The sequence below is a fragment of the Comamonas testosteroni genome (assembly GCF_030505195.1).
In the GTDB taxonomy this organism is placed as follows: domain Bacteria; phylum Pseudomonadota; class Gammaproteobacteria; order Burkholderiales; family Burkholderiaceae_C; genus Comamonas; species Comamonas testosteroni_G.
The window spans coordinates 4693858-4716798 of record NZ_CP129672.1 but is presented as its reverse complement, the minus strand read 5'-3'; the positions used below and the strand labels follow the sequence as shown (position 1 = coordinate 4716798).

Here is a 22941-nt window from a genome sequence, read left to right as displayed (position 1 = left end):
CAGATGCTTATGCGAAAAACGGTGAGACAACTCAGTAGCCTTTGCTTAGATCCACCACATCAAATAGAGCTTGGGAGTGCCGATAACGCTGAAGATTCTCGGCAAACTTGTCCCGGGTCGCAGCTTGCACATCGCCTGCGGCCCAAGAAATATGCGGGGTGAGCCTGACCTTCTCGTGGCTGTAGAGCCAATGATCTTCTGGCAGGGGTTCAGGCTCGGTCACATCCAGGCTGGCTGCGCCGAGCAGACCTGAATCCAGCGCAACTTTGAGTGCATCTTGGTCTATCAAGCCCCCACGAGCCACATTGATCAGATGCAGGCCCGGCTTGCAATACGCCAATGCATCGGCATTGATCAATCCCCTGCTCGCGGCTGTTAACGGCAAAGCCAACACCACATGGTCACTGCTAGCAAGCAATTGAGACAGGTCTTTGGCATGGGATGCTCCATCCTCAGTCAATTGCGCAGATCCTTTTCCATTGCGCAAAACCTGCACCGTCATGCCAAATGCTTTTGCACGTTGGGCTACCGCCTTACCTATGGCACCGTAACCCACGATACCCAGTGTTTGCTCTGCAAGCAGCCCCATGGGTTGGGAGATCACCAAAGTCGATTCCCGCTCCCAATCCGCAGCGTTTTTCGCACGGCGCGCATTCAACGCCAAAGACTGCTCCAGCAGCACAGAAAGCACGTAGTCGGCAATAGGCTCAGCCGCCACACCACGCGCACAACTGACTTGAACTCCCTCAAACAACCAAGCGGGAAAATAATCGATGCCAACCGAAGCCAGATGCACCCAACGCAGCCGCCCAGGCCAGCCTGCCGGCTTTTCTTTGGGAGCATCGCGCCAGCCATTACGTGGAGCAGTCAGCAACACATCGGCCTCGTGACAACGCTCCCAGGCCAGATCTTGGCTCGCATCCAGAACCTGCACACCGGTAGATGCAGACAAGACCGCACCTCCCAACTGATTAAGCACGATGGCCTGGCGCAGCGAAGGCGCAAAGGCGGGTGCGTCTGTCATTGAGCCCATGATCCAATCCCCAGGGCCTTGCTCCCCGCAGCAATCCACACGCTATCGTCTTGAGGCGTGTGGATACGACCGCACAGCACATCACGCCAATGGCGCTCCAAGGGGTTATGCCGTGTCAGCCCATGGTTGCTGGTCAGCGACTGGGCCAGCTCCACTGCCTGCACTGCATTATTGGTAGCCACGCTCTTGATCAGCCCTGCTTCGTTCGCGGATGCAAACACACCATCGTCCAGACCTCGGGCCAGTCCAGCGATCAAGCGCTGATTTGTCAGCAACAGACTTTCTATACGGCCAACGACTTCTTGGACACGTGGCAAGGTCGCCAAAGAAGCCCCTAACGAAGACGGTTTGCGCGCATGCAAGAAACCCAGCAACCAATCACGTGCGGCCTCGGCCACACCCGTATAAAGCGCAGAGATCAGCACGGCAATCTCTGCCTGCGCCTGGGGATCTGCACCAAGCCATTCGGCCGGAAGACGCAAATCCACTGCATTCTCGAAAGGCACCAGCACATCTTCAAACACGACATCATGACTACCACTGGCGCGCAAGCCCAGGTGGTCCCAGGTCTCTTCAATACGTGTACCGGCCAGCCCCGCAGGAACCAGCAAATAGCCTACTCTAGGCTCGGCCTCATCGGTACGCACCCATAGTGCATACCAGCTCAAAATCGGCGCGCCTGTTGAGTACAGCTTGCGCCCCGAGACTCGCCACCCCTGGGGCGTTTGGCGTGCAATGGTCGCAGGCAGACCTCCACGCACAGGAGACCCCAACTCAGGCTCCACACGCAAGGCGTTGATCAACGCCCCTTTCTCAGCGGCTTCACGCACTACTTTTTGTGCCAAAGCCTTGGGCCAACGATTACCCGCGCGCCCCAAACTGCGGTGCTGAGTGAACTGCATGATCAGCACCAGTGCTGTAGCGGGATCGCCCTTACCAATCGCTCCAATCACATCACTGAGCTGCGCCAATGTGGCCCCCTGCCCACCAAGCGAGCTGGGCGCGGCCAAGGTCAGCAAGCCCGCTTGATGCAGATCCGAGAAATTCTCAAAAGGAAAGCTCGCATCCCTATCATGCGCAGCCGCACGCTGCGCAAAATCAGCGGACAGACTGCGCACCAGCTCCGGTAATTTCAACGGCGCGTTCATTGCAGCACCTCCGGCTGCTCACGCACAATAACGGCTGCCAAATCGCGGAAGGTGTGATGAGCACCACCAGGGCCACCAATTTGCGAATGCGTCAATGCAGCAATCTCGTGCGGTATGGGTTGCGGTGTGCCTGCCGCTTCTGCAAGCAACTGTGTGTGGCAGACATTCTCTAGTGCGATATACCACCAAGCCGCAGCTTCGATCGATGGACCCGCTGTCAAGATCCCGTGATTCTTGAGAATCACCGCCTTGCGCTCTCCCAGCACCTTGGCAATGCGTTCGCCCTCATCGGTCTCAAGCACCACCCCGGAGTAGTCGTCAAACAGCGCATGATCCTGGTAGAACGCGCATGAATCCTGCGTCAACGGGTCTAGCAAGCGCCCCAAGGTGGACCATGCCTTGCCATAGGTGGAATGGGTGTGCGCCGCAGCCACGATATTGGGGCGCGCCTCATGCAGGGCTGCATGAATCGCAAATGCTGCACGATTGAGCGGCCCTTTGCCCACCACAATTTCTCCGGCAGAGTTGACCAGCAATAGATCCGACACACGAATTTGCGAGAAGTTGATGCCTAATGGATTGACCCAGAAATGGTCACTCCACTCAGGGTCACGGGCCGTAATATGGCCGGCCAGGCCTATATGCAAGCCGTGGCGTGCGAACAATCGAAAAGCAATCGCCAGCTGCTCGCGACGATATTGGCGTTCTTGCAGGATGCTGCGTTGCGGCGCAGGCTCTTCAAACCAATCTTGACGACGGGGGCGGGCGTTAATCTCCAGTCGGTGGCTGAGCACTTGCTCGGACAAGGCAATAGCAGTAGGCATAGACAATCCGATTTCTTCAAAAAGAGTTTCAAGCCGCCAGAGCTTGCAAGGCCGGCGATGAATGGGTGACCGCAACGCTCACCCGTTTGCTGCTTGCAAGTTTGTCCTTCACCAGAGGCAGCAGCTCACGCCCATAGACCAAGGTATCTGGCAAAGGATCAAAGCCTCGAATCAAGAAGGTGTGAATACCCAGGTCGTAGTACTTGATCAGCGCGTCGGCCACTTGCTCGGCCGTGCCCACCAGCGATGTGGTGTTGGAGCGCCCACCTGTTTCGCGGGCAACCGCCGTCCATAGGCGCTCATCCACGCGGTCGCCGTTGGCGGCATCGGCCAACAAACGACGTGCACCCTCGCTTTGCTGTGGGCCACCACGGGCATAGCTTTGTTCGGAACGCAGGTGCCTTGTAGTTTCAAGAATATGCTGTGCACGATCCCAGGCTTCGGCTTCCGTCGCACCCAGAATAGGTCGGAACGAAATGCTGAAATCGATCTCTCGATTGTGGAGCGCTGCAGCGGCTCTTACACGCTGCACCAGATCACCCGCCTGAGCCAAAGACTCGCCCCACAATGCATAGAGATTGGCATGGCGACCGGCAACCTCCAGCGCGGGTGCTGAAGCTCCGCCAAAGTAGATCGGAATATGAGGTTGCTGCAAAGGCTTGACTTCAGACCACACCCCCTTGGCGCGGTAGTAGCGCCCTTCGTGATCAAACGGTTTGTCTTCGCCCCAAACACGGCGCAGCAAACCTAGGTACTCATCGGTTCGCGCATAGCGCTCGTCATGACTCAAGAAGTCGCCATCACGCTGCTGGTCTTCATCGGAGCCGCCCGAGATGATGTGCACCGCAACCCGACCACCGGTGTAGTGATCCAGAGTCGCCAACTGGCGAGCCGCCAACGTAGGTGCGACAAAGCCTGGGCGATGTGCCAGCAGAAAGTTAATATTTTTTGTTGCAGCCGCAGCATAGTTGACCGTCAGCAACGTATCTGGACTGCTGCCGCTGGCTGGCACCAGAATGCGGTCAAAGCCCGCGTACTCGTGGGCCTGAGCAAATGCACGAACATAAGCGGGATCTATGGCAGGGCCGCGTCTGGCAATGATTTCCGATACTTCATGGGGCTGAATCATGCCGATGAACTGGGCGCTCATGTGTATTCCTTGTGAGTTGATCATTGACCTCCACCATAGGTCGAACGCCTGAATCAACCAACGAAGAAAAACGAGTTTTCACATCCGCTTTTCGCATGTAAAACCTGAGAAACAACTCAGTGAGCGAAACCCGCAACTACCGTGCGCACGGGCTCGGCATCCATACGGCGTATCAGAGCCTGCAAGCCGTCAGCCTCGCTAGCAGGCTTGCTGATGTTGGGGGCATCCGCCGTGCGGCACACCAAATCATCTTCACTCCAGCCGGAACTACCAGGCTTGGATTGCGCGCGCAGCCAACCCTGTCTATCCACCAGTATCTGATACCCGCCCAACTGGCCCTCCTCCGCCCCCAGCAAGACGCTCAAAACGCGGCGCATCTCTGCACTATCGCTTGTGCAATCTATGCCTTGCGTCTCACCCACCGACACTGTCACCATCCGCGGGTCTTCTCTGACCGTAGTGTCCCCAGCAAAGACCAGACGCACGGTCTGCCCGCGCAAGGCATCCAAGCGTTGAGTGCTTGGGCCACGCCCTGCGCATCTCACGGCCTCATCTGGCAAAGCCACAGGAAACTCCCAGACGCCTTCACGCTTAAGAGACTGCCCCGCCGCTTGCGCACGAATAAAGCCCAAGACCGTCCAGATCTGCTCATCCGTCATTAACGCATCGGCAGCAGGCATGGTTGCGGCGCCATGCCTATCTGTCATGCCATGGCGAACACTCCAGAAAAGCTCACCCTCAAATCGTCGCCACAAGATGGATCGATTCAAAGTAGGTGGCCATATCACTTGCTTCTCGGCATCGACTCCATCGCCGTCACCCAACGCGCCGTGGCAACGCAGGCAATGTGCTTGATAAAGCTGCTGCCCTTGCATCACTGCACTGGCGGTAAAAGGCACGGCGCTGGCGTGAAACGCGGTGGGGACGGTGGGCGTCAACAGCAAACGCCATATAGGCCATGGCGTGAACAGAGCGATCAAGATCGCCAAGGCCCCGAGCCCCAGCAGCCTGCGTAGCCTCTTTCGCCACCACAGCGCCACAGCCAAAATCAGCAGCAATGCAGCGATGACCAGTGCAGCCCACACCACGCGCGCAGCCTGGCCACGATCAAAAAGCAGCTGCTCTGCCGCCAACCTATGGCTAAAAGGCCAAGAGCTGAACCCCCATATTTCCAGGAAAGCAGCCAGGCCAAGTTGGGCCTGGTGCAAGACCCATAAAAGGGTCTTGACTCCATCATCCGTCATACCGACCTATTCAAGCTCTGCTCGCCATTACCAACTTCTCAAGTTACCAACTTGCATCCAGACCCAGCAGCTTGAGGGCTTCGTGACGCAGCTCTGTGAGTTTTGGATGGCTGCGGTGGCGCGGATATGGCAGATCGTTGTGCAAAACGGCTTTGACCCGTGCTGGTCGATCTGAAAGCACCACGATGCGCTGCGCAAGGAATAGCGCTTCTTCCACATCATGGGTTACCAGCAGCGCAGAGAAGCCTTTGCGCTGCCACAGCTGCACAATTTCCGTCTGCATACCGAGCCGCGTCAAGGAGTCAAGCTTGCCCAGCGGTTCATCGAGTATCAACAACTCAGGATCATTGACCAAGGCCCGTGCCAAAGCCGCACGCTGCGCCATACCACCAGACAACTGATGCGGGAAAGCCTGCGCAAAATCTTGCAACCCCACCAAAGACAAAGCCTGATCAACCCTTGCAGCATGGGTCTTCTGCAAACCTCGGGCCTGCAAACCTAGCAATACGTTGTCACGCACGGTGCGCCAGGGAAACAGCGTGGGATCTTGAAACACCAACAAGCGTGAAGGATCTGGATCTTCGATCTGCTGGCTGTTGTGACGTATCTCTCCCGTCGTAGGCGTATCCAGGCCAGCCACCAGACGCAGCAGGCTCGATTTGCCGCAGCCGCTAGGTCCCAAGAGGGCAACAAACTCGCCAGGAGCGATATCTAAAGAAAAGTCATCCAGCACCTGCAAGTGCTTGTTGCCGTCACCAAACCAGTGGTTAACCGCCTCAATTTGCACATGCGCGCCCGCTTGCACCGTGGACGCATCGGCCCGCGTGACTTCTGCAACTCGCCCTACCATTTCACCACTCCTTTTTGCCAGCGCAGCACACGGTCACGAACCAAAAATAGCAAGCTAATCAGGCCCGAGAACAGCAGTGCCATCACAATCAGCGCCCCATACATGTTGGGATAGGCTGCCCAGCCCTGCGCCCAGGTCAGATACCACCCCAAGCCTGACTTCACTCCCAGCATCTCGGCTGCAACCAAGGTGGAGAACGCTGCGCCCAAACCCATGAACAGGCCCACAAACACCTGAGGCAAGGCAGCAGGTACAGCCACACGCAGGATCAAAAACCACTGCGATGCCCCCATGGTTCGTGCCACGTCATAAAAGTTCTTGTTCACGCTGGCAATGCCAGACCATGTCAGCACAGCCACAGGGAAACCTGTTCCCAAAGCGATCAAAAACACCGCAGTGGACCAACTGGATGGAAAGAAGAAAAACGAGACAGGAAGCAAAGCCGTGGTGGGGATGGGTCCCAGAACCCGCAGCACAGGGTGAATCCAGTAGCTGGCCTGACGCGACCAGCCAATCCATACCCCAACCAGAAAGCCCGTCCACGCACCGCACACAATTCCTGCGGACAGCAGCACCAAAGAGTTGCCGGTGCTGTCCAGCAGCTTGGCTGCGTCCGTTGTGAAAACTTCGATCAGGCTTTGAGGCGGTGCAAAAAATGGCGTTGGCAAGCTGGCCAATTTGGCCGTCACAATTTCCCACACGGTCAAACCTGCGCCCAACGCCACCAACCAAGGCCCCAGTGCTTTGACCCGCTTTGTGACGGGAATACCAATCAAAGGACTCATCGCTTGCAGTAACGCAACCAGCGCCACAACTGCAGCAGCACATCCAAACTCAGTGGTGTAGGCCCAATCGCTAAAGCCGACCTCTGCGTTGGACCAGAGCAAGGTCACTGCAGATAGAACTCCCCAGGACACCGCAGCGGACAACCCAACCAACCACAAAGCCTGGATCGATTGACGTGTCTGGGGCACTGACAACGGAGACTTAACCTCGAGAGAGTGCTCCAGCGTTGCAGAAATATTCACCGCACTCATAGCCTTCTCCTCAGGTCAGTACATCCACGTGAACATGGGTGGCAAAGCGAGCTGGATCCGTTGTGGACTTCAGCACCCCCACGGTTTTGAAATCACGTGCGTAGAATTCAATTTCTTGGCGCAAAGCCTGGCCCTGCGGATGATGCTTGTGCGTCAATGTAGCCAGCACCGCCCGCAAGTCAGCCTCAGACACCTTCGAATAGGCGCTGTAGATACGAGCCGTTTCTGCAGGGTAATTGGCCACAAAATCAGACGCTTCGTTGATTGCTCTGACCAAAGAAGCGACCACTGGTTTTTCGTTTCGCACCAGCTTGCCCGTCACACCCACCACGCAGCAAGTCTTGGTCGCATATTCACCGCTCAAATTGGTCGCCAGCTCCACCAGGCCCTTGGTGCGGCGCTCAATGATGGCCAGATTCGGGTCACCGTCAGCGATTGCGTGGGCTTCACCTTTTTCCACCGCCACACCCAGCATGTCGCCGGGGAACTGCCGCCAGTTCACGTCCTTTTCAGGATCCAACCCAGCCTTGAGAAGCAGAATCGAGAAGAAATTCTTACCGGGACTATTCAGGTCTGAAACAGCAATCGTTTTGCCCTTGAGCGCTTTGAGCGTGGTGACACCGGCAGGTTGAAAGCCCACCAAGCGCACGCAGCCGCCATGGCTACTGCCGACCAGCTTGACATCAAAGCCGGACTCCAAAGGCTTGAGCCAGCGATGAATCATGCCCAGGCCACCATCGGCCTTGCCTGTGGCAATGGATTCCAACAGCTGATCGGTAGATCCGCTGAAGTTAATCAGCTCAACATTCAGGCCATGCTTTTCAAAAATGCCGCGTTCTATGGCCACCGGCGCTGGCGAAAGACAAACCGCACCCATATTCCAGGCCAGTTTGAGCTTACGCGCGGGTGGAGCAGCCAGAACCTGGTTTGCGCCCACCCCCACCAAGCCCAAAGTGCCCGCTGCAGACGCTGTGCGCAAAAATGCACGACGCCCTAAGCCATTACCCTCGCCCAGCTCTGCTGGATCCAATGCCGCCATGACCAATCCCCTTATGTTGCCAAGCTTGCATTGAACCCAAGAGAACCCCGGTACACCAACGAAGAAAAACAAAGATCCTTATGCGAAAGTATTCGGCCAGCAGGGCCACGCTTCTGCTGCAATCGGCTCAGACTTCACTTTTCGTAAACGGAAGCCATGACGACAAGCCACAACCCTGCAAGACTGCGCCGCTTTCTCGCGCAACTCACACAGCTAGTCCACGAAGCTCCTGAAGAAACCTTGTTACTGGAGCGCGGCAAGGTGCTGCTGCACAACCTAGTGCAACACGATGACTGGCTACCAGATGCCTACGCCCAGCCATCACCAGAGCGTTACCAGCAGTACCTGCTGTATGCAGATCCGCTTGAGCGCTTTTCCGTTGTGAGCTTTGTCTGGGGACCCGGTCAAAAAACGCCGGTGCACAACCATACGGTATGGGGTTTGATTGGCTTGCTGCGCGGCGGGGAAAAGTCCCAAGGCTTTGCGCAAGACACTGAAAAGCAATGGCAGCCTCAGGGTGCCGCCCATGTGCTTTCACCGGGCGATGTGGAAGCCGTTTCTCCCACCATCGGTGATGTGCACCAGGTCAGCAATCTCTTTGAAAACCAAACCTCCATCAGCATCCATGTCTATGGAGCCAATATCGGCGCAGTCCACCGTTCTGTCTTCACAGAAGACGGCAAGGAGAAAGCCTTTATCTCTGGCTACAGCAACACCTCGCTGCCCAACATCTGGGACAGATCGCGCGAAACCGAATCGCGCGCTGCCACCTCTCATTGATTTCACTGACTTTTCTGTCTCGCGCTCCATGACTCAACCTATTTCCTACACCACGACCGCTCAAGTCCGTGAAGCTTTGCTTGCCAAGCGCGAAATCGCCTTGCTTGATGTGCGCGAAGAAGATCCGTTTGCGCAAGGCCACCCGCTGTTTGCCGCCAACCTTCCACTGGGCCGACTAGAGTTGGATGCGCGCTGGCGCATTCCCCGCCCCAATACCCAGATCGTGGTCTATGACAACGGTGAAGGGCTTGCTGAAATTGCTGCACAACGTCTGCAAGCCCAAGGCTTTACCCAGGTCAGTCTGCTACAAGGCGGCCTGCAAGGTTGGCGCGATGCGGGCGGCGAAATCTTTATCGACGTCAACGTCCCCAGCAAGTCTTTTGGCGAACTGGTGGAGTCCGAGCGTCACACGCCCTCTTTGCCCGCCCCCGAAGTCAAGGCCTTGCTGGATCAAAAAGCCGATGTCGTGGTGCTGGATGCTCGCCGCTTTGACGAGTACCAAACCATGAACATCCCCGGCAGCAGCAGCGTGCCGGGTGCCGAACTGGTCTTGCGCGCCCGTGAACTGGCGCCTAGCCCGACAACACGCATCATCGTGAACTGCGCGGGCCGCACACGCAGCATTATTGGCACCCAGTCGCTCGTCAACGCAGGTCTGCCAAATCCTATTTCCGCTTTGCGCAATGGCACGATTGGCTGGACGCTCGCAGGCCAGACCCTGGAGCATGGTGCAGACCGCCGCGCTCCAGCCACAGTCTCTGCAGAGCACAAAGCTGCTGCTGCCCAACAAGCCCGCGACGTGGCAGACAAAGCCGGCGTACAACGCGCTGTGCGCAGCGATATTGCCAACTGGCAACAAGAAGTGGATCGCACCACTTATCTGCTCGATGTCAGAACCCCCGAGGAATTTACGGCAGGCCATCTCTCTGGCTTTCGCAGCGCGCCCGGTGGTCAACTGGTGCAAGAAACCGATGTCTCTGCACCGGTACGTGGCGCTCGCATCGTGCTGGCTGACGATGATGGCGTGCGAGCCAATATGACGGCCTCCTGGCTGGCCCAGATGGGCTGGAATGTGTATGTGCTTGACGGTCTGAGCAGTGCTGACTTTTCAGACAGCCGCCCGGTGGCGCAAAACCTGCCAGAGCCCACAGCGCCCGTGACCTGGATCAAGCCCCAAGCATTGGCGGATGCAATTGCCAAAGCACCTAAAGACAGCATTGCCGTGGTGGACCTGACCACCAGCGCCAACCATGTACGCCGCCATATCCCCGGTGCCTGGTTTGCGCTGCGAACCGACCTCCAACAGGCACTGAGCCGCATTCCCAAGGCCGATCGCTATGTGCTGACCTGCGGCAGCAGCTTGTTGGCCAAATACGCGGTGCAAGAGTTTGCCGAGGCCACCGGCGCAACCGTTGAGGTACTGGAGGGAGGCAATCAGGCTTGGGCCGATACAGGACTGCCCGTTGAAGCCGGTGAGCAACGCCTTGCCAGCCCCCGCGTCGATCGCTATCGCCGCCCCTATGAAGGCACAGATAACGCCCATGAAGCCATGCAGGCCTATTTGGACTGGGAGTTTGGTCTAGTGGAACAACTGGGCCGAGATGCTACCCATGGTTTCAAAGTGATCTGAACGGTCTTGCGTTCGCCCACAAAAAAGGCAGCTCGCAAGCTGCCTTTTTTAATCTGTACCGAACACTCAAACCACTGCTGTTGCTGGCTGACTCTGCGTTGTTTGAGTCTCTTTCGCCTCTTGAGCCAAGCGCTTGACCGTATTGCGGTTCACGGGCACATCCAGCCCCAGGTTGCCGCGGAAGGTATCGGCCTCATAAGCTTCGCGCCAAATGCCGCGCTGCTTGAGCAAAGGCACAACCAGTTCAACAAAGTCTTTCAGCGACGTATTAGGCAAAGCTTCAAAGAAGTTAAAGCCGTCTGCGCCTTCGTTGTTGAACCAGCGCTCGATTTCATTGGCCACATGCTCGGCCGTGCCGACAAACACCGTCTTTGGCGTAGCGAACCACTGCGCCACATCACGCAAAGTCCAGTCATTCTCACGCGCAGTCTGTTTGATGTGATCGCTGGCGGCCTGCTGACTGTTGCGTCCAATGTCGCCCAGATCTGGGAAGGGTTCATCCAGCGGATAGACCGAGAAGTCATGGTCATTGAAAGGCCGGGCCAAAGCAGCCAAGGCATTCTCAATAGGCACGAGGCTCGCCGCAATGCGGTACTTCTCTTGCGCCTCTTGCTCGGTGCGTCCTACGATGGGTCGAATGCCAGGTAAGAGCAGCACCTTGCTCGGGTCTCGCCCAAACTTTGCCACCTTGGCTTTTACGTCGCGGTAATAGGCTTGGGCTTGCTCCAGCGAGTCGGCGTGAAAAAAGATCGCATCAGAGCGTGAAGCTGCAAAATTTTTACCGTCTTCAGAGGCTCCAGCCTGAAAAATCACCGGCTGGCCTTGCCGTGAACGTGCAATATTGAGAGGCCCTTCCACCGAGAAAAACTCACCCTTGTGATCCAAACGGTGTAGCTTCTTCTTGTCAAAGAATTGGCCCGTGGCCTTGTTGCGCACCAGTGCATCGTCTTCCCATGAGTCCCACAGACCTTGCACCACATCCAGATGTTCGCCCGCCAGACGGTAGCGCACATCATGGGCATAGTGCTCATTGCGGCTGTAGTTGCGCGCACTGCCATCCAGCCAAGAAGTCACCACATTCCAGCCCGCACGGCCACCGCTGATATGGTCTAGCGAAGCCAGTTGGCGCGCCACCGTAAACGGCTCGCTATAGCAGGCTGTAATGGTGGCAACCAAACCGATATGAGAGGTGGCCCCCGCCAGTGCAGAAAGAATCGTCAGCGGCTCAAAGCGGTTGAGATAGTGTGGACTGGAGCGCTCAGTGATATGCACGCTATCGGCCACAAACAGAAATTCGAAACCTGCTTTTTCTGCCAGCTGTGCCTGCTCTCGATAGAAACCGAAATTCACGCTGCCATCGGTCAGCGCCGCCTCATGGCGCCAGTCTCCCCAACCCGCCCCCACGCCATGCAGCACAAAACCTGCCTTAAGTTGTCGTTTGCTCATCTTGCTTCCCCTCCTTCAGGCTGCACCGCCTAAATATCGATTGAATGTTTTGTCCCACAGCGGCCGCACATCGGCCGAGCCCTCCAGCACCCCCATGGACTGAAAGGCTTCGGCTACACGCTGGTGACTTAGAACGGCTTTGTCGCTTACCGCCTGAACACTGCTGTTCTGGCTGCGGTTGTTATAGATTTCGACCAAGTCACCCACCGGCACGCGCGTTTGTGCGGACTGGGCCTTGGCGTAGTCCAGAAAGTTGGCATTGCTCCAGACATAGGCTTTTTGCAGGCGCTGCAGCAAATCAGCCAGGGCCGCTTGGCGTTGCACGTCTTGCACCGCCTTTGGATTGGCATAAATCAGAAAATTGCCCGACAGATAACCCACCGCCGTTTTGAGAATGCGTGCACCATGACGTGTGCGGGCCAGTTGGCCGTTGTAGCCATAGATAGCCCAGGCATCGATATCGCTGCGCGCAAAAGCCGACAGTCCATCTGCGGGCGAGAGATTGACGGGCTTGATATCGTCAAAGCTCAGCCCAGCTTCCTTGAGCTGTTGATACAGATACAGATGCGAGGTGGTGCCGCGCACATAACCCACGCGCTTGCCACGCAGATCTGCCACCTTGTAAATGGCCGAGTCTTTTTGCGCCAGCGTGGCCTGGTTGTTCAAGTCTTCGTGATAGACCGCAACCACTTTGACCGAGGCCTTGGCCTTGGCGGCAAACACAGCGGGTATCTCGCTGCCAGAGCCAAAATCCAGCGCATCAGCATTGATGCTTTCAATGTGCTGCACACCAGAGTTGAACTCTTTCCAGTCAATCTGATACGGCGTTTGCGCCAGGCCTGCGGCCTCCAGCAAAGTTTTGTGACCGCCTTTATAGGTGGCCGCACGCAAAGTCACACCACGCAAACTGCTTTGCGCATTGCCGATGGATGGCAAAGCCGCAGCCAGCGATAAGACTCCAGCGCTTTGCAGCATGCGTCTTCTTGAGAGCGACAACGAGGAAGGGGAATATGGTTCCATAAGGCAGTTCACGATGGGGAATCGGCGCTGCCTGAAGTTCAAGGCCAGCGAAATCGTGTCCTGACTCTAGAAGCTGTTTCGTGGTGCGTTAAGGAAGAAAAACAGATATGGATATACCTCGTGCAATACCTGATTAGCATGCGGCCTCTTGAAAGAGCCCCCTCCTCGACAACTTTGAAGTGTTAGGCAGGCCTGCATTGAAGGCCCTGATGCAATGACGGCTGTGGGCCGGCGGATTCAACCGGTCAATGCAACACATGCGCTGAACATCTCAGCGGGTGTATGGAAGCCAAGCGTCTTGCGCGGCCTCTCGTTTAATTGTCTCGCTATCGCGTTGAGTTGATGCTGGGACAGCCCCGATAGGTTCATGCCCTTGGGCATGTACTGCCTGAGCAACCCATTCGTGTTCTCGTTACTTCCCCGCTGCCATGGGCTTTGTGGGTCGCAGAAGTAGACTTGGATGTCCGTGGCCAAGGTGAATTGCTTATGGGCATGCATCTCGGTGCCCCTGTCCCAGGTTAGCGATTTGTAGAGTTCCTGCGGCAGTTCGCGAGCATGCTTGATGAGCGCGTTGACCACTGTCTGCGAGTCTTTGCCATCAAGCTTTATCAACATCACGTAGCGCGTTTGACGCTCGACCAAGGTTGCAATCTGGCTGTTGCCACTGCCAAAGACCAGATCGCCTTCCCACTGCCCAGGCACAGCTCGGTCTTCAACGCACGCCGGACGCTCACGGATCGTGACGGCATCGGCGATCTGGCCATGGATGGCCGTCTTCTGCGTGTAGAGCCGTGAGCGGCGCATCCCGCGAGTGCGTCTGAGGTGCTCCAACAGCTCCTTCTTCAAGGCGCCACGCGCTTGAATGAACAGACTGCGGTAGATGGTTTCGTGTGACACGTGGTGGCTCTCGTCGCAAGGATAAGTCTGCTTGAGCCAGCCAGCAATCTGCGGCGGCGACCACAGCACCCGTAACTTGTGTGCCACGGTTTGGACCAATGCGCGACTCGCAACGAGTTTGCAGCACTTGGGGCGCCTCGCTCGGTCCCAGGCAGCTGCATCTGCCTGGTTCGCACGATAGCTGTCGTGCCCACCATTGCGCTTGATCTCCCGGCTGATTGTTGCTGGTGCTCGTCCCAGTCGTGCAGCGATGGCCCGAATCGATGCCCCCGCCACGATGGCTCGCGAGATCTCTTCTCGTTCGGCCAGCGTCAATGCGGTTGTGGCCCGTGCTCGTTGAGCGGGACGGATTCGGCCTGTCTCGGCCAGGATTCGATGGATCGAAGAGTGGGCGCGATCAAAGAGCTTGCCGATCTCCTGCAACGTCCAGCCTTGCTTCCAGCGCTCCCACATCAGCGCCTTCTGGCTGTCCGAATAGTAGATTCTGGGTCGCCGCGTCATTTGCAACACTCCTGCCGCCTATCCGGTAGTTAATGCGTTGCAACGACCGGTTGAATCCATCCTGCAAAGCCGACCCAGGTGCCAGTAGTCGGCCTCAGACTGAGATCCATTATCAGGTTCTGGCCGCTTGATATTGATTTCCATCCAGAAGTAGCCCACTAGCCACCAGCGCTCTCAGTCGCGTTGGACTTTAGATGGTCTAGCTCTCGTCCTGGTGACGGGAATGTGCGCGGGTAGCAGTGCACACAGATGACCACGCTTCGACAATCGGAGAAATTTAGTAGCTGCCTATGGCATAGCAAACATTTGAGCGGGGTCAAGTGGGAGGCAATCATTTCAAAACCGCAGGACGCCTTTTCCTTTGCTTTATTGAATATGGAGCCTCTTCAATAGAATTACTCTGTTGCACTGCAAATCAAATCGAAGCTGTACAATTAATGATATGTCGCGTGCAATCCAGAGACTTTCTCTGCGGAGCGCATTGCTGCTGCTGATCATGGCGGCGCAACTGCTGATACCGCTTCTGCACGGCCACTTCGGGACTCCGAATCAATCTGGCCTGCATGTGCACACGACACCTTCCAGAATTGCTGATTCTCATTTCCATCTGTTCACTGGGCACGACGCTCTCAGTGACCACGATGTCCATCAAGCTCAATCCGAGCCTTTTGAAGTTGACGTGCAAAATGCACTGCAACCACTAGATCTGCTCCCTGTCGCACTGTTGGCCGTTATTGGCCTAACTCTGCTGACTTGGGGTCTGCGTGCCTCGCTCATGCGTTGCACTGCCGCAAGGCCCACATCCCCCCCCGAGCCGGCGCACAGACTTTCACGCTGGCAAGGTCGCGTCATACGACCATCTCCGGCCCAAGCTCCGCCTCAATTTTCCTGACCTCCCAGGCCCCTCGCAGGCTTGCCAGCCTCCATGCAAGCGCATGGATGCATGTCTTTTCTTTTTCCGGAGTCAGGAATGTTCTTCCACCAATGGCTGTTGGCCGGCGCACTTGCGCTGCCAGTCGCAGGCATGGCCGCCGAGGCCGTGTCTCTATCCCCTGAGCAGGCGCGTACCTTGGGCGTGCGCTTCCAATCCATCCAGAGTTCTGACGAGCTCAATATTTCGGCTCATGCACGTGTGGTTCTGAGACCCGATGCTCAGGTTGTTGTGGCTGCGCCTTATGCGGGGGCGCTGCCACGTGTGCTGGTAGCTGTAGGCCAGTCCGTGCGAGCGGGTCAGCCCGTGGTGACTTTCACCAGCCCTCAGCTTTATGAAGCGCGTCGCGCACTGGCGGAAGCCGAGTCACAGTCGCGGCTGGCACAGCAATCCCTGGCACGCGACCGATTGCTCCATGAAGACGGCATCATCGCTGCCAGTCGATGGCAGTCAACACAGGCACGCGCCACAGAGGCTGCGGCCATGGCACAAGCCCGACGCGCCGAGCTGGCTTCCAGCGGTGTAAAGCTGGCTGGGAATGAGGCGCAGTTGCTGACAACACGAGCAGGCATTGTGACTGAAGTAATGGTCCAGCCAGGCGCACGTGTCGATGCATCGGCACCCTTGGTGAGAGTGGCTGATCCCAAGGCGTTGGAACTTGATTTGCTACTGGGTCGAGAGGTTCCACTGCCCGCTGTAGGCGACAGTGTGCAAGTCATCACTCGCGGCGCCGCAGGCCGTGTCGAGGGTATTGCACCAGTTGGCGACGGTAGCGCAGGGATGCGTGTGCGTGTTGCGCTAATCAAGAACGGGGATCTGCGCTTGGGAGAAAGTGTTACAGCCATATTGACGTTGAAAGATTCAGACACGGAAAAGGCGCAGTCGAAAGCAGGAAACCGTCTGCGCATCCCCGCCTCAGCACTGGTGTACTGGCAAGGCCAGACCGGTGTGTTCATTCGCACGGGCAAGGGCGTGCGCTTCGCACCCTTGTCGGTGGAAACCAGAGACGAAGCTACAGCCGTGGTGCGCGGAGTGCTCCCAGTAAATGCGGAGGTTGCGATTGCAGGTATCGCTGCGCTCAAGAACCTGCTGTCCGGAGGTCAGTGATGCTGGCTAGGCTGATCGATTTTTCGCTGCGTCAGCGCGCTCTAGTGCTACTCGCAGCCCTGGCACTGGCACTGGCAGGCGCCTGGGCCTATGTGCATCTACCCATAGATGCGTTCCCCGACATCTCACCAACCCAGGTCAAAGTGATCCTGAAGGTGCCGGGCATGACGCCTGAAGAGGTGGAGCAGCGCGTGTCCACGCCCGTCGAGCAGGAGCTACTGGGTCTGCCGCACAAGACCATCGTGCGCTCGGTTTCCAAGTACGGCATCAGCGACGTGACTGTGGATTTTGCCGAGGGTACGGACGTCTACTGGGCTCGCCAGCAGGTCTCCGAAAGGCTGGCCGGCATACAGCGCGACCTGCCTGCTACCGCAGAAGGAGGGCTGGCCCCCATCACCACGCCGTTGGGCGAGATGTTCATGTTTACGGTTGATGGCGACACCTACTCTCTGGCCGAACGCCGACGTGTGCTGGACTGGGTGATACGGCCGGCCTTGCGCACTGTCGCCGGCGTTGCCGACGTGAATGCCTTGGGTGGCGTGGTACGGGGCTACGAGGTGATTCCCGACCCTGCGAGGCTGCGTGCGCGTGGCGTGACCTTGGACCAGTTGCGTCAGGCACTCGAAGCCAACAATCGCAACGATGGAGCAGGCCGACTGGACCGAGGTGAGGAGCATTGGGTGGTGCGCGTGGAAGGTGGCGTGCGCGGGCTCGACGATTTGCGGGCCGTCGTGATCGTTCCGGCCAGAAACGGACAGGTTGCAGCCACGGTAGGTGATGTGGCAACGGTGCGCCTGGGCGAGGCCACTCGCAATGGCGCTGTGAGTCGCGACGGACATGGGGAAGCCGTCCAAGGACTGGTTCTAGGACTGCGCGGCGTGGATGCTCGCAGCCTGGTCGATGCAGTGCAGGCCAGACTGGACGAACTGGTACCGCGCCTGCCCAAAGGGATGAGCATCCAGGTGTTCTATAACCGAGGCGAACTGGTTTCGCGTGCCGCTGGCACTGTGGTGCGCGCATTGGTCGAAGCCAGCGTGCTCGTAGTCGTCATCCTTTATCTGTTCCTTGGCGGCGTGCGCGCTGCATTGGTAGTGGCGGCCACACTCCCTCTGTCCATGCTGGTCACATTCCTACTCATGCGCTACGTGGGCCTGACGGCCAATCTGATGAGCCTGGGGGGTCTGGCCATCGCTTTGGGCATGTTGGTGGATGCCTCGGTGGTGGTGGTGGAGAACATCGAGACAGCACTGGCTCACAGTCAAGAAGATGCGTCTTCGGCAAAGTCCGTGGACCGTTTCGGCCTGATCCGGGATGCCGTATCGGCAGTGTCTGCCCCCATGCTGGCAGGCGTTTCCATCATCGCCATTGTGTTCCTGCCGCTGCTGACGCTGCAAGGCCTGGAAGGCAAGCTGTTCGCGCCAGTCGCCCTGACCATCGTTCTGGCCCTTGGCGCGTCTGTACTCATCGCATTTACCGTTGTTCCAGCGCTGGCTTCACTACTGTTGCGCTCGCATGCCAGTGATGCGCCCTGGCTGATGCGAAAACTGGCGGGCAGCTTTGCCTGGATGCAGGCCTGGAGTCTCGCGCACCGACGCGCAGTATTCGGCATCGCCGTGGCAACACTCGCTGGTGCGGCGGCCCTGTATCTGTCCGTCGGCAAGACCTTTATGCCGACCATGGACGAAGGCGATCTTATCGTTCAGTTGCAGAAGGCTCCGTCGATATCGTTACCCGCTTCTTTGGATATGGACCAGCGCGTGCAGCAAGCGCTGCTTAAAGAAGTTCCAGAAATCCGCTCCATCGTAGCCCGCACGGGCTCAGACGACCTAGGGCTGGATCCAATGGGCCTCAACGAGACCGACACCTTTCTTGTGCTCAAGCCACGTGCTCAGTGGCGTGGCAGCAAGGAAGATATTGCAGATGCCATCCGCCGCGTGATGGAAGGCTTTCCGGGCCTTATCTACGGCTTTACGCAACCCATCGAGATGCGCGTGTCCGAGATGCTGACGGGCTCGCGAGGCGACGTGGCCATCAAAATCTTCGGCTCCGACTTAGCCAAGATCGATGCTGCAGCCCAGGCGATTGCTGCACGCATGCGCACCGTCTCCGGTGCCGCCGAAGTCATTGCACCCAGCAACAGCGGCGTGCAATACCTGCAAGTCGTGCTCAATCGTGCTGCACTTGGTCAATCCGGTTTTTCGGGTGATGCCTTGCAGGCCCAGTTACGCGCATTGATTGAGGGCGATCGTATAGGAATCGTGCCCGAAGGCATGGTACGTACACCGCTACTGCTTCGTGGTGGAACGGCGCTGCGGCACTCACCCGAAGGCCTGGCAAGCCTTCTTGTGACCGCCCCCGACGGGACCACCTGGCCACTCACTTCGCTAGCGACACTTTCCCCTCAGGACGGACCGGTACGTATCGACCATGAGGACGGAGCGCGCTTCGCCGTGGTTCAGGTCAATGTCGAAGGACGCGATCTCGCGAGCTTCGTCAACGAGGCCCAGGCATCTGTGACTGCCGACCCTGCACTCAAGGATCTGCGCATTGTCTGGGGCGGCCAGTTCGAAAACCAGCAGCGAGCGGCCGCCCGCCTTGCGTTGGTCGTTCCTGTGGCGCTCTCGGCGATCTTCGTGTTGCTGGTTCTCACCTTCCGCTCAATGCGACAGGCCTTGCTGGTCATTGCCAACATTCCGTTCGCACTAGTGGGAGGCATGGCTGCATTGCGCATCAGTGGCGAATACCTGTCGGTGCCCGCCTCTGTGGGCTTTATTGCACTGCTGGGCATTGCCGTGCTCAACGGCGTGGTGCTGGTTTCGCACTTCAACGCACTGCTGGCGTCAGGGATGGAGCTGACCCAGGCTGTACGCCAAGGCGTGCGCGACCGCCTCAGGCCTGTGCTTATGACGGCCTGCATCACGGCCCTGGGCATGGTGCCGCTGCTGCTGGCTACTGGCCCTGGCTCGGAAATTCAGCGTCCGTTGGCCGTCGTCGTGGCAGGGGGATTGATTAGCTCCACGGCTCTGACCTTGCTGTTGTTACCACTGCTGTTTGAGCGCTTTGGCGTAGCACGCAGTGCTGAGGAAGTACAAAAATGAAAGCTGCAAACGCTTTTTGCAATAGAGCCCTGGGTAACTCCAAATCGTATTTTCTGAGTTTGCCTATGAAAAATCGTCTGCTTCATGCCTGCGTCGTAGTTCTACTTTTTACGAGTGCAGCCCAGGCTCAGAGCTACCTGCCTTCGGAGGCGGCAGTGCGCATGGCAGTAGAACAGTCGCCTACCGTGCAAGCGGCTGACGCAGCACGAAGGGGCGCTCAGGCTCGAGCCGACGGTCTGCGCGTTGGCCCTCATGAAACGGTAGTCAGAGCTAGTGGTCAGCGCCGTTGGACCCATGATGGCTCCGGTCAGCGCTTTACTGAAGGCCAGATCGCGATAGAGCGACCACTGCGACTTTGGGGAAAGGCCGCAGTTGATGCAGAGCTAGCCGAGGCAACTAGAGCCACAGGCCGTTTGGCAGCGCAAGACGCCCGGCACGAAACGGCACGTCAGTTGCTGGCTTTGTGGTTCGCGGCTCTACGCGCTGGTCAGGCCCGCCAGGCGGCGCAGGGCAATGCCGATGCCGCTGCGGAATTGGCCCACATCACCGAGCGTCGCCTGCGTGTTGGCGACGCGGCCAGACTTGAAGCCGAGTTGGCTGCCGCCGAGCAGGCCCGCATGCAAGCAGCACTGGCAGGGGCGGAGGCCGCACAGACCTCGGCAAGGGCCGATCTCTGTGCGCGGTTTCCCGATCTGTGTCCCATGGCCAGCACTTCCACTGATGCGGCCACCTTGCCCACACCCCCGAGCGGATCAGAGACTCAGCTACGTTTGCGCTACATAGAGCACAGCCATGAGTATCTACTAGCACAGTCCGAGGAGGCCTTGGCACTGCACCAGGCCCGCCGCACGGATCTCGAGCGCCGCCCCGACCCCACAGTCGGAGTGTTTGCGACTAGCGAGCGTGGTGGCTCCGAACGTATTGCGGGCATCAGCATCAGTTTGCCAATAGGTTCGGTACATCGACAATCGCAGGCAGCGGCTGCGCTGGCAGATGCCGACGCGGCACTGTCACGCCGTTTGGCGGTGGAAAGGCGACTGGGCGCTGAGTTCGATGTGCTCTGGAGTCAGTTGAAAGGAAAGCGTGCGGCAGTCACGGCACAGGCTCAAACAGTGACGCTTCAGCGCAGTGCGACCGACCGAGCAATGCGAGCCTATCGTGCCGGTGAATCTGGATTAGCCGATCTGCTGGCGGCACGCCGGGTGCTCGCTGAGGCAGTGCTGGCTGAGCGCATGTCACACATCGACACGCTGGAAAGCGACAGTCGTCTGCGGCTGGACTTGCATGAGATGTGGGATTTTGATGATTAATGCAGCCTGGATCTACCCTCGACGTTTGCTGCCCTGCAATCTGAATCAAACCAATTCGACGCAACGTGATGAATGACGGATATCAACACGTTCTTCGCCGAAAGATAAGGAATCAACAATGACCCGTTCAGACTCATATCCTCGCTCGCTGGTGCTGTTGCACTGGCTGGTTTTCGTTGCAGCAGCGCTCGCAGTCGCTGCCATCGAGCTCAAGGGCTTTTTCCCAAAGGGGTCAGCTGATCGCGCGCAGATGACTCTATGGCATGAAAGCTTTGGCCTCGCCGTATTGCTGCTCATGACAATCCGCCTTGTGGTGCGCGCCAGCGTCCAAGTGCCGCCGCTGCCTCCAGGTCCTCGTTGGATGGAGATTTCTGCTCACGCCATGCACTGGTTGCTGTACCTGTTGATGCTGGGTATGCCGGTGCTGGGCGTATTGGCCTTGGCTTGGTCTGGTAAGCCCATTGCTTTTTTCGGGGCCTCTTGGACATTACCGTTGACTGTCGATGTGCCACTGGGCCGCAGCATTAAGGAGATTCACGAGGCAGGAGCGAACTTGGTATTCGCTGCCGTGGGTCTTCATGCAGCCGCCGCTCTATGGCACCAGTTCATAGTCAAGGATGACCTTCTGCTGCGTATGCGTTGAGCTTTGACTACGTCAATATTCGATGGGGGCCAACGCCTGGCAGCTCACGCATCGTAGTGACGGGCAGGCTCCTATCGCCATTGCGGCCAAGCCCAGGCTGATACTTGTCCCATACTTAGAGCCGCTTGTATGTATACAGGTGTCGGGGTAAGGGAGCAGAGCCGCTAGGGGCGGCCTTTGGCGCCCTGAGTCGGCAGCCGCAGAACCACACCCGCACAGGTATTAACCCGAATAAAGTCGCTAAAACTGGCTAAAATCGCGCCCATCCCGCGGGAGAGCGGAGCCTTTCAAGGGTTCCCGCCGAAGGCGCAAACTCCCATAATCGCTCAGGCAACAAGTACCGCAGGTGGGTCTGACAGGACCCGGATATCGCCAACTGGAGAGCAGCCCGCAACCACAAGTCTGCAGGGCTCACCGAAGGGGCAAGCATGCGCACCACGAAGGTGTTCGTGCGCAACTCTCAGGTAAAAGGACAGCGGGAGAGGCAAGCCGGACACTCCCGCCGATGTGAGTGGCTGGTCTATTTTCAAGTGCCTTCATGCTTCCTTCCGTCTCATTGCTGGACTCGTTCCAGGCCTCCAACTTCACCGTCATGCTGGTCATCTATCTGGTGGCCATTACCGCCGAAGCCATGTCCGGCGCACTCGCCGCAGGCCGGCGCAATATGGATATCTTTGGCGTCGTCGTCATCGCTTTCGTCACCGCCCTGGGCGGCGGCACCATCCGCGACATGGTGCTGGGCCACTACCCCATCGGCTGGACCCAGCACCCTGAATATGTGTATCTGGTCATCAGCTTCGGTCTGCTGACCACCGTGATTGCACGCCATATGCACCGACTCAAGCAGGTGTTTTTGCTGCTGGATGCCATGGGGCTGATCGCCTTTTCGCTGATCGGCTGCAATACCGCGCTGGAGCTGGGCTACCCCACCATCGTCATCATCATGGCCGGCATGATTACCGGCATCAGCGGCGGCATCTTGCGCGATGTGCTCTGCAACCAGGTTCCCGTGGTGTTCCGCCGCGAGCTGTATGCCAGTGTGTCGCTGTGCGTATGCCTGATGTTCCTGGGCCTGCGCTACCTGGATGTCAGCCCCAATATCAGCACCATCGTGTGTTTTGCCGGCGGTCTGGCCTTCCGCCTGGCCGCCATTCGTTTTAAATGGCGCCTGCCGGTTTTTTCGTACCAGCAGCGCTGGGAGTGATCGAGACTCCCCCTGTGGCGCTGCGCGCCTTCCCCCTCTCTTGCTACGC

18 protein-coding genes and 2 riboswitches are annotated in these 22941 nt (G+C 58.0%); of the genes, 7 read left to right on the top strand and 11 right to left on the bottom strand.

All coding sequences use genetic code 11. The features are described from left to right. Window positions 1-31 precede the first annotated feature (31 nt). From QYQ99_RS21735 to QYQ99_RS21700, 8 genes are all read right to left on the bottom strand, one after another. Window positions 32-1024, bottom strand: coding sequence for a D-isomer specific 2-hydroxyacid dehydrogenase family protein (locus QYQ99_RS21735; RefSeq protein ID WP_302089968.1), 993 nt, complete (start codon window positions 1022-1024; stop codon window positions 32-34). After that, window positions 1021-2181, bottom strand: a complete 1161-nt coding sequence (locus QYQ99_RS21730; RefSeq protein WP_302089967.1) for an acyl-CoA dehydrogenase family protein — start codon at window positions 2179-2181, stop codon at window positions 1021-1023. The genes QYQ99_RS21735 and QYQ99_RS21730 overlap by 4 nt, the downstream gene beginning before the upstream one ends. Next, window positions 2178-3005: a class II aldolase/adducin family protein gene (locus QYQ99_RS21725; protein WP_302089966.1), complete on the bottom strand. Its 828-nt coding sequence runs from the start codon at window positions 3003-3005 to the stop codon at window positions 2178-2180. Before QYQ99_RS21725 ends, QYQ99_RS21730 begins: the two co-directional genes overlap by 4 nt. A gap of 28 nt (window positions 3006-3033) precedes the next feature. Next, window positions 3034-4155: an LLM class flavin-dependent oxidoreductase gene (locus tag QYQ99_RS21720; protein WP_302089965.1), complete on the bottom strand. Its 1122-nt coding sequence runs from the start codon at window positions 4153-4155 to the stop codon at window positions 3034-3036. Between the two features lie 116 nt (window positions 4156-4271). Next, entirely contained in the window at window positions 4272-5399 is a 1128-nt protein-coding gene (locus QYQ99_RS21715) for a c-type cytochrome (RefSeq protein WP_302089964.1), read from the bottom strand. A gap of 43 nt (window positions 5400-5442) precedes the next feature. After that, window positions 5443-6249, bottom strand: coding sequence for an ABC transporter ATP-binding protein (locus QYQ99_RS21710; protein ID WP_302089963.1), 807 nt, complete (start codon window positions 6247-6249; stop codon window positions 5443-5445). Next, complete coding sequence (locus tag QYQ99_RS21705) at window positions 6243-7286, bottom strand: ABC transporter permease (protein ID WP_302089962.1); 1044 nt, start codon at window positions 7284-7286, stop codon at window positions 6243-6245. The genes QYQ99_RS21710 and QYQ99_RS21705 overlap by 7 nt, the downstream gene beginning before the upstream one ends. Before the next feature lie 10 nt (window positions 7287-7296). Further along, on the bottom strand, window positions 7297-8325 hold the full coding sequence (locus tag QYQ99_RS21700; RefSeq protein ID WP_302089961.1) for an ABC transporter substrate-binding protein: 1029 nt from the start codon (window positions 8323-8325) through the stop codon (window positions 7297-7299). A 156-nt stretch (window positions 8326-8481) separates the two neighbouring features. Here QYQ99_RS21700 and QYQ99_RS21695 point away from each other — a divergent pair, with 156 nt between their 5' ends. Together QYQ99_RS21695 and QYQ99_RS21690 are read left to right on the top strand one after the other, a co-directional pair. Then, window positions 8482-9105, top strand: coding sequence for a cysteine dioxygenase (locus QYQ99_RS21695; RefSeq protein ID WP_302089960.1), 624 nt, complete (start codon window positions 8482-8484; stop codon window positions 9103-9105). 28 nt (window positions 9106-9133) lie between these two features. Continuing rightward, window positions 9134-10735, top strand: a complete 1602-nt coding sequence (locus QYQ99_RS21690; RefSeq protein ID WP_302089959.1) for a rhodanese homology domain-containing protein — start codon at window positions 9134-9136, stop codon at window positions 10733-10735. Between the two features lie 66 nt (window positions 10736-10801). On the opposite strand, the gene QYQ99_RS21685 is transcribed toward QYQ99_RS21690, so the two are convergent. The 3 genes from QYQ99_RS21685 to QYQ99_RS21675 form a co-directional block, all read right to left on the bottom strand. Further along, window positions 10802-12181 (bottom strand): LLM class flavin-dependent oxidoreductase, encoded by a 1380-nt coding sequence (locus QYQ99_RS21685; protein ID WP_302089958.1) that lies wholly within the window; start codon window positions 12179-12181, stop codon window positions 10802-10804. 15 nt (window positions 12182-12196) lie between these two features. Then, window positions 12197-13156 (bottom strand): ABC transporter substrate-binding protein, encoded by a 960-nt coding sequence (locus tag QYQ99_RS21680; RefSeq protein WP_302089957.1) that lies wholly within the window; start codon window positions 13154-13156, stop codon window positions 12197-12199. A gap of 282 nt (window positions 13157-13438) precedes the next feature. Beyond that, complete coding sequence (locus tag QYQ99_RS21675) at window positions 13439-14599, bottom strand: IS30 family transposase (RefSeq protein WP_302089956.1); 1161 nt, start codon at window positions 14597-14599, stop codon at window positions 13439-13441. Window positions 14600-15569: 970 nt separating this feature from the next. On the opposite strand from QYQ99_RS21675, the gene QYQ99_RS21670 reads away from it, so the two are divergent. From QYQ99_RS21670 to QYQ99_RS21650, 5 genes are all read left to right on the top strand, one after another. Further along, window positions 15570-16637, top strand: coding sequence for an efflux RND transporter periplasmic adaptor subunit (locus QYQ99_RS21670; protein WP_302089955.1), 1068 nt, complete (start codon window positions 15570-15572; stop codon window positions 16635-16637). Continuing rightward, window positions 16637-19735 (top strand): efflux RND transporter permease subunit, encoded by a 3099-nt coding sequence (locus QYQ99_RS21665; protein WP_302089954.1) that lies wholly within the window; start codon window positions 16637-16639, stop codon window positions 19733-19735. The genes QYQ99_RS21670 and QYQ99_RS21665 overlap by 1 nt, the downstream gene beginning before the upstream one ends. A gap of 65 nt (window positions 19736-19800) precedes the next feature. Further along, a complete protein-coding gene (locus tag QYQ99_RS21660) occupies window positions 19801-21045 on the top strand; it encodes a TolC family protein (RefSeq protein WP_302089953.1) in 1245 nt (414 codons plus the stop codon). 118 nt (window positions 21046-21163) lie between these two features. After that, a complete protein-coding gene (locus QYQ99_RS21655) occupies window positions 21164-21688 on the top strand; it encodes a cytochrome b (RefSeq protein WP_302089952.1) in 525 nt (174 codons plus the stop codon). A gap of 260 nt (window positions 21689-21948) precedes the next feature. Beyond that, window positions 21949-22041, top strand: a riboswitch (glycine riboswitch). Between the two features lie 13 nt (window positions 22042-22054). Next, window positions 22055-22174: riboswitch (glycine riboswitch) on the top strand. Between the two features lie 52 nt (window positions 22175-22226). Further along, a complete protein-coding gene (locus QYQ99_RS21650) occupies window positions 22227-22892 on the top strand; it encodes a trimeric intracellular cation channel family protein (protein WP_302089951.1) in 666 nt (221 codons plus the stop codon). The last annotated feature ends 49 nt before the right edge of the window (window positions 22893-22941 follow it).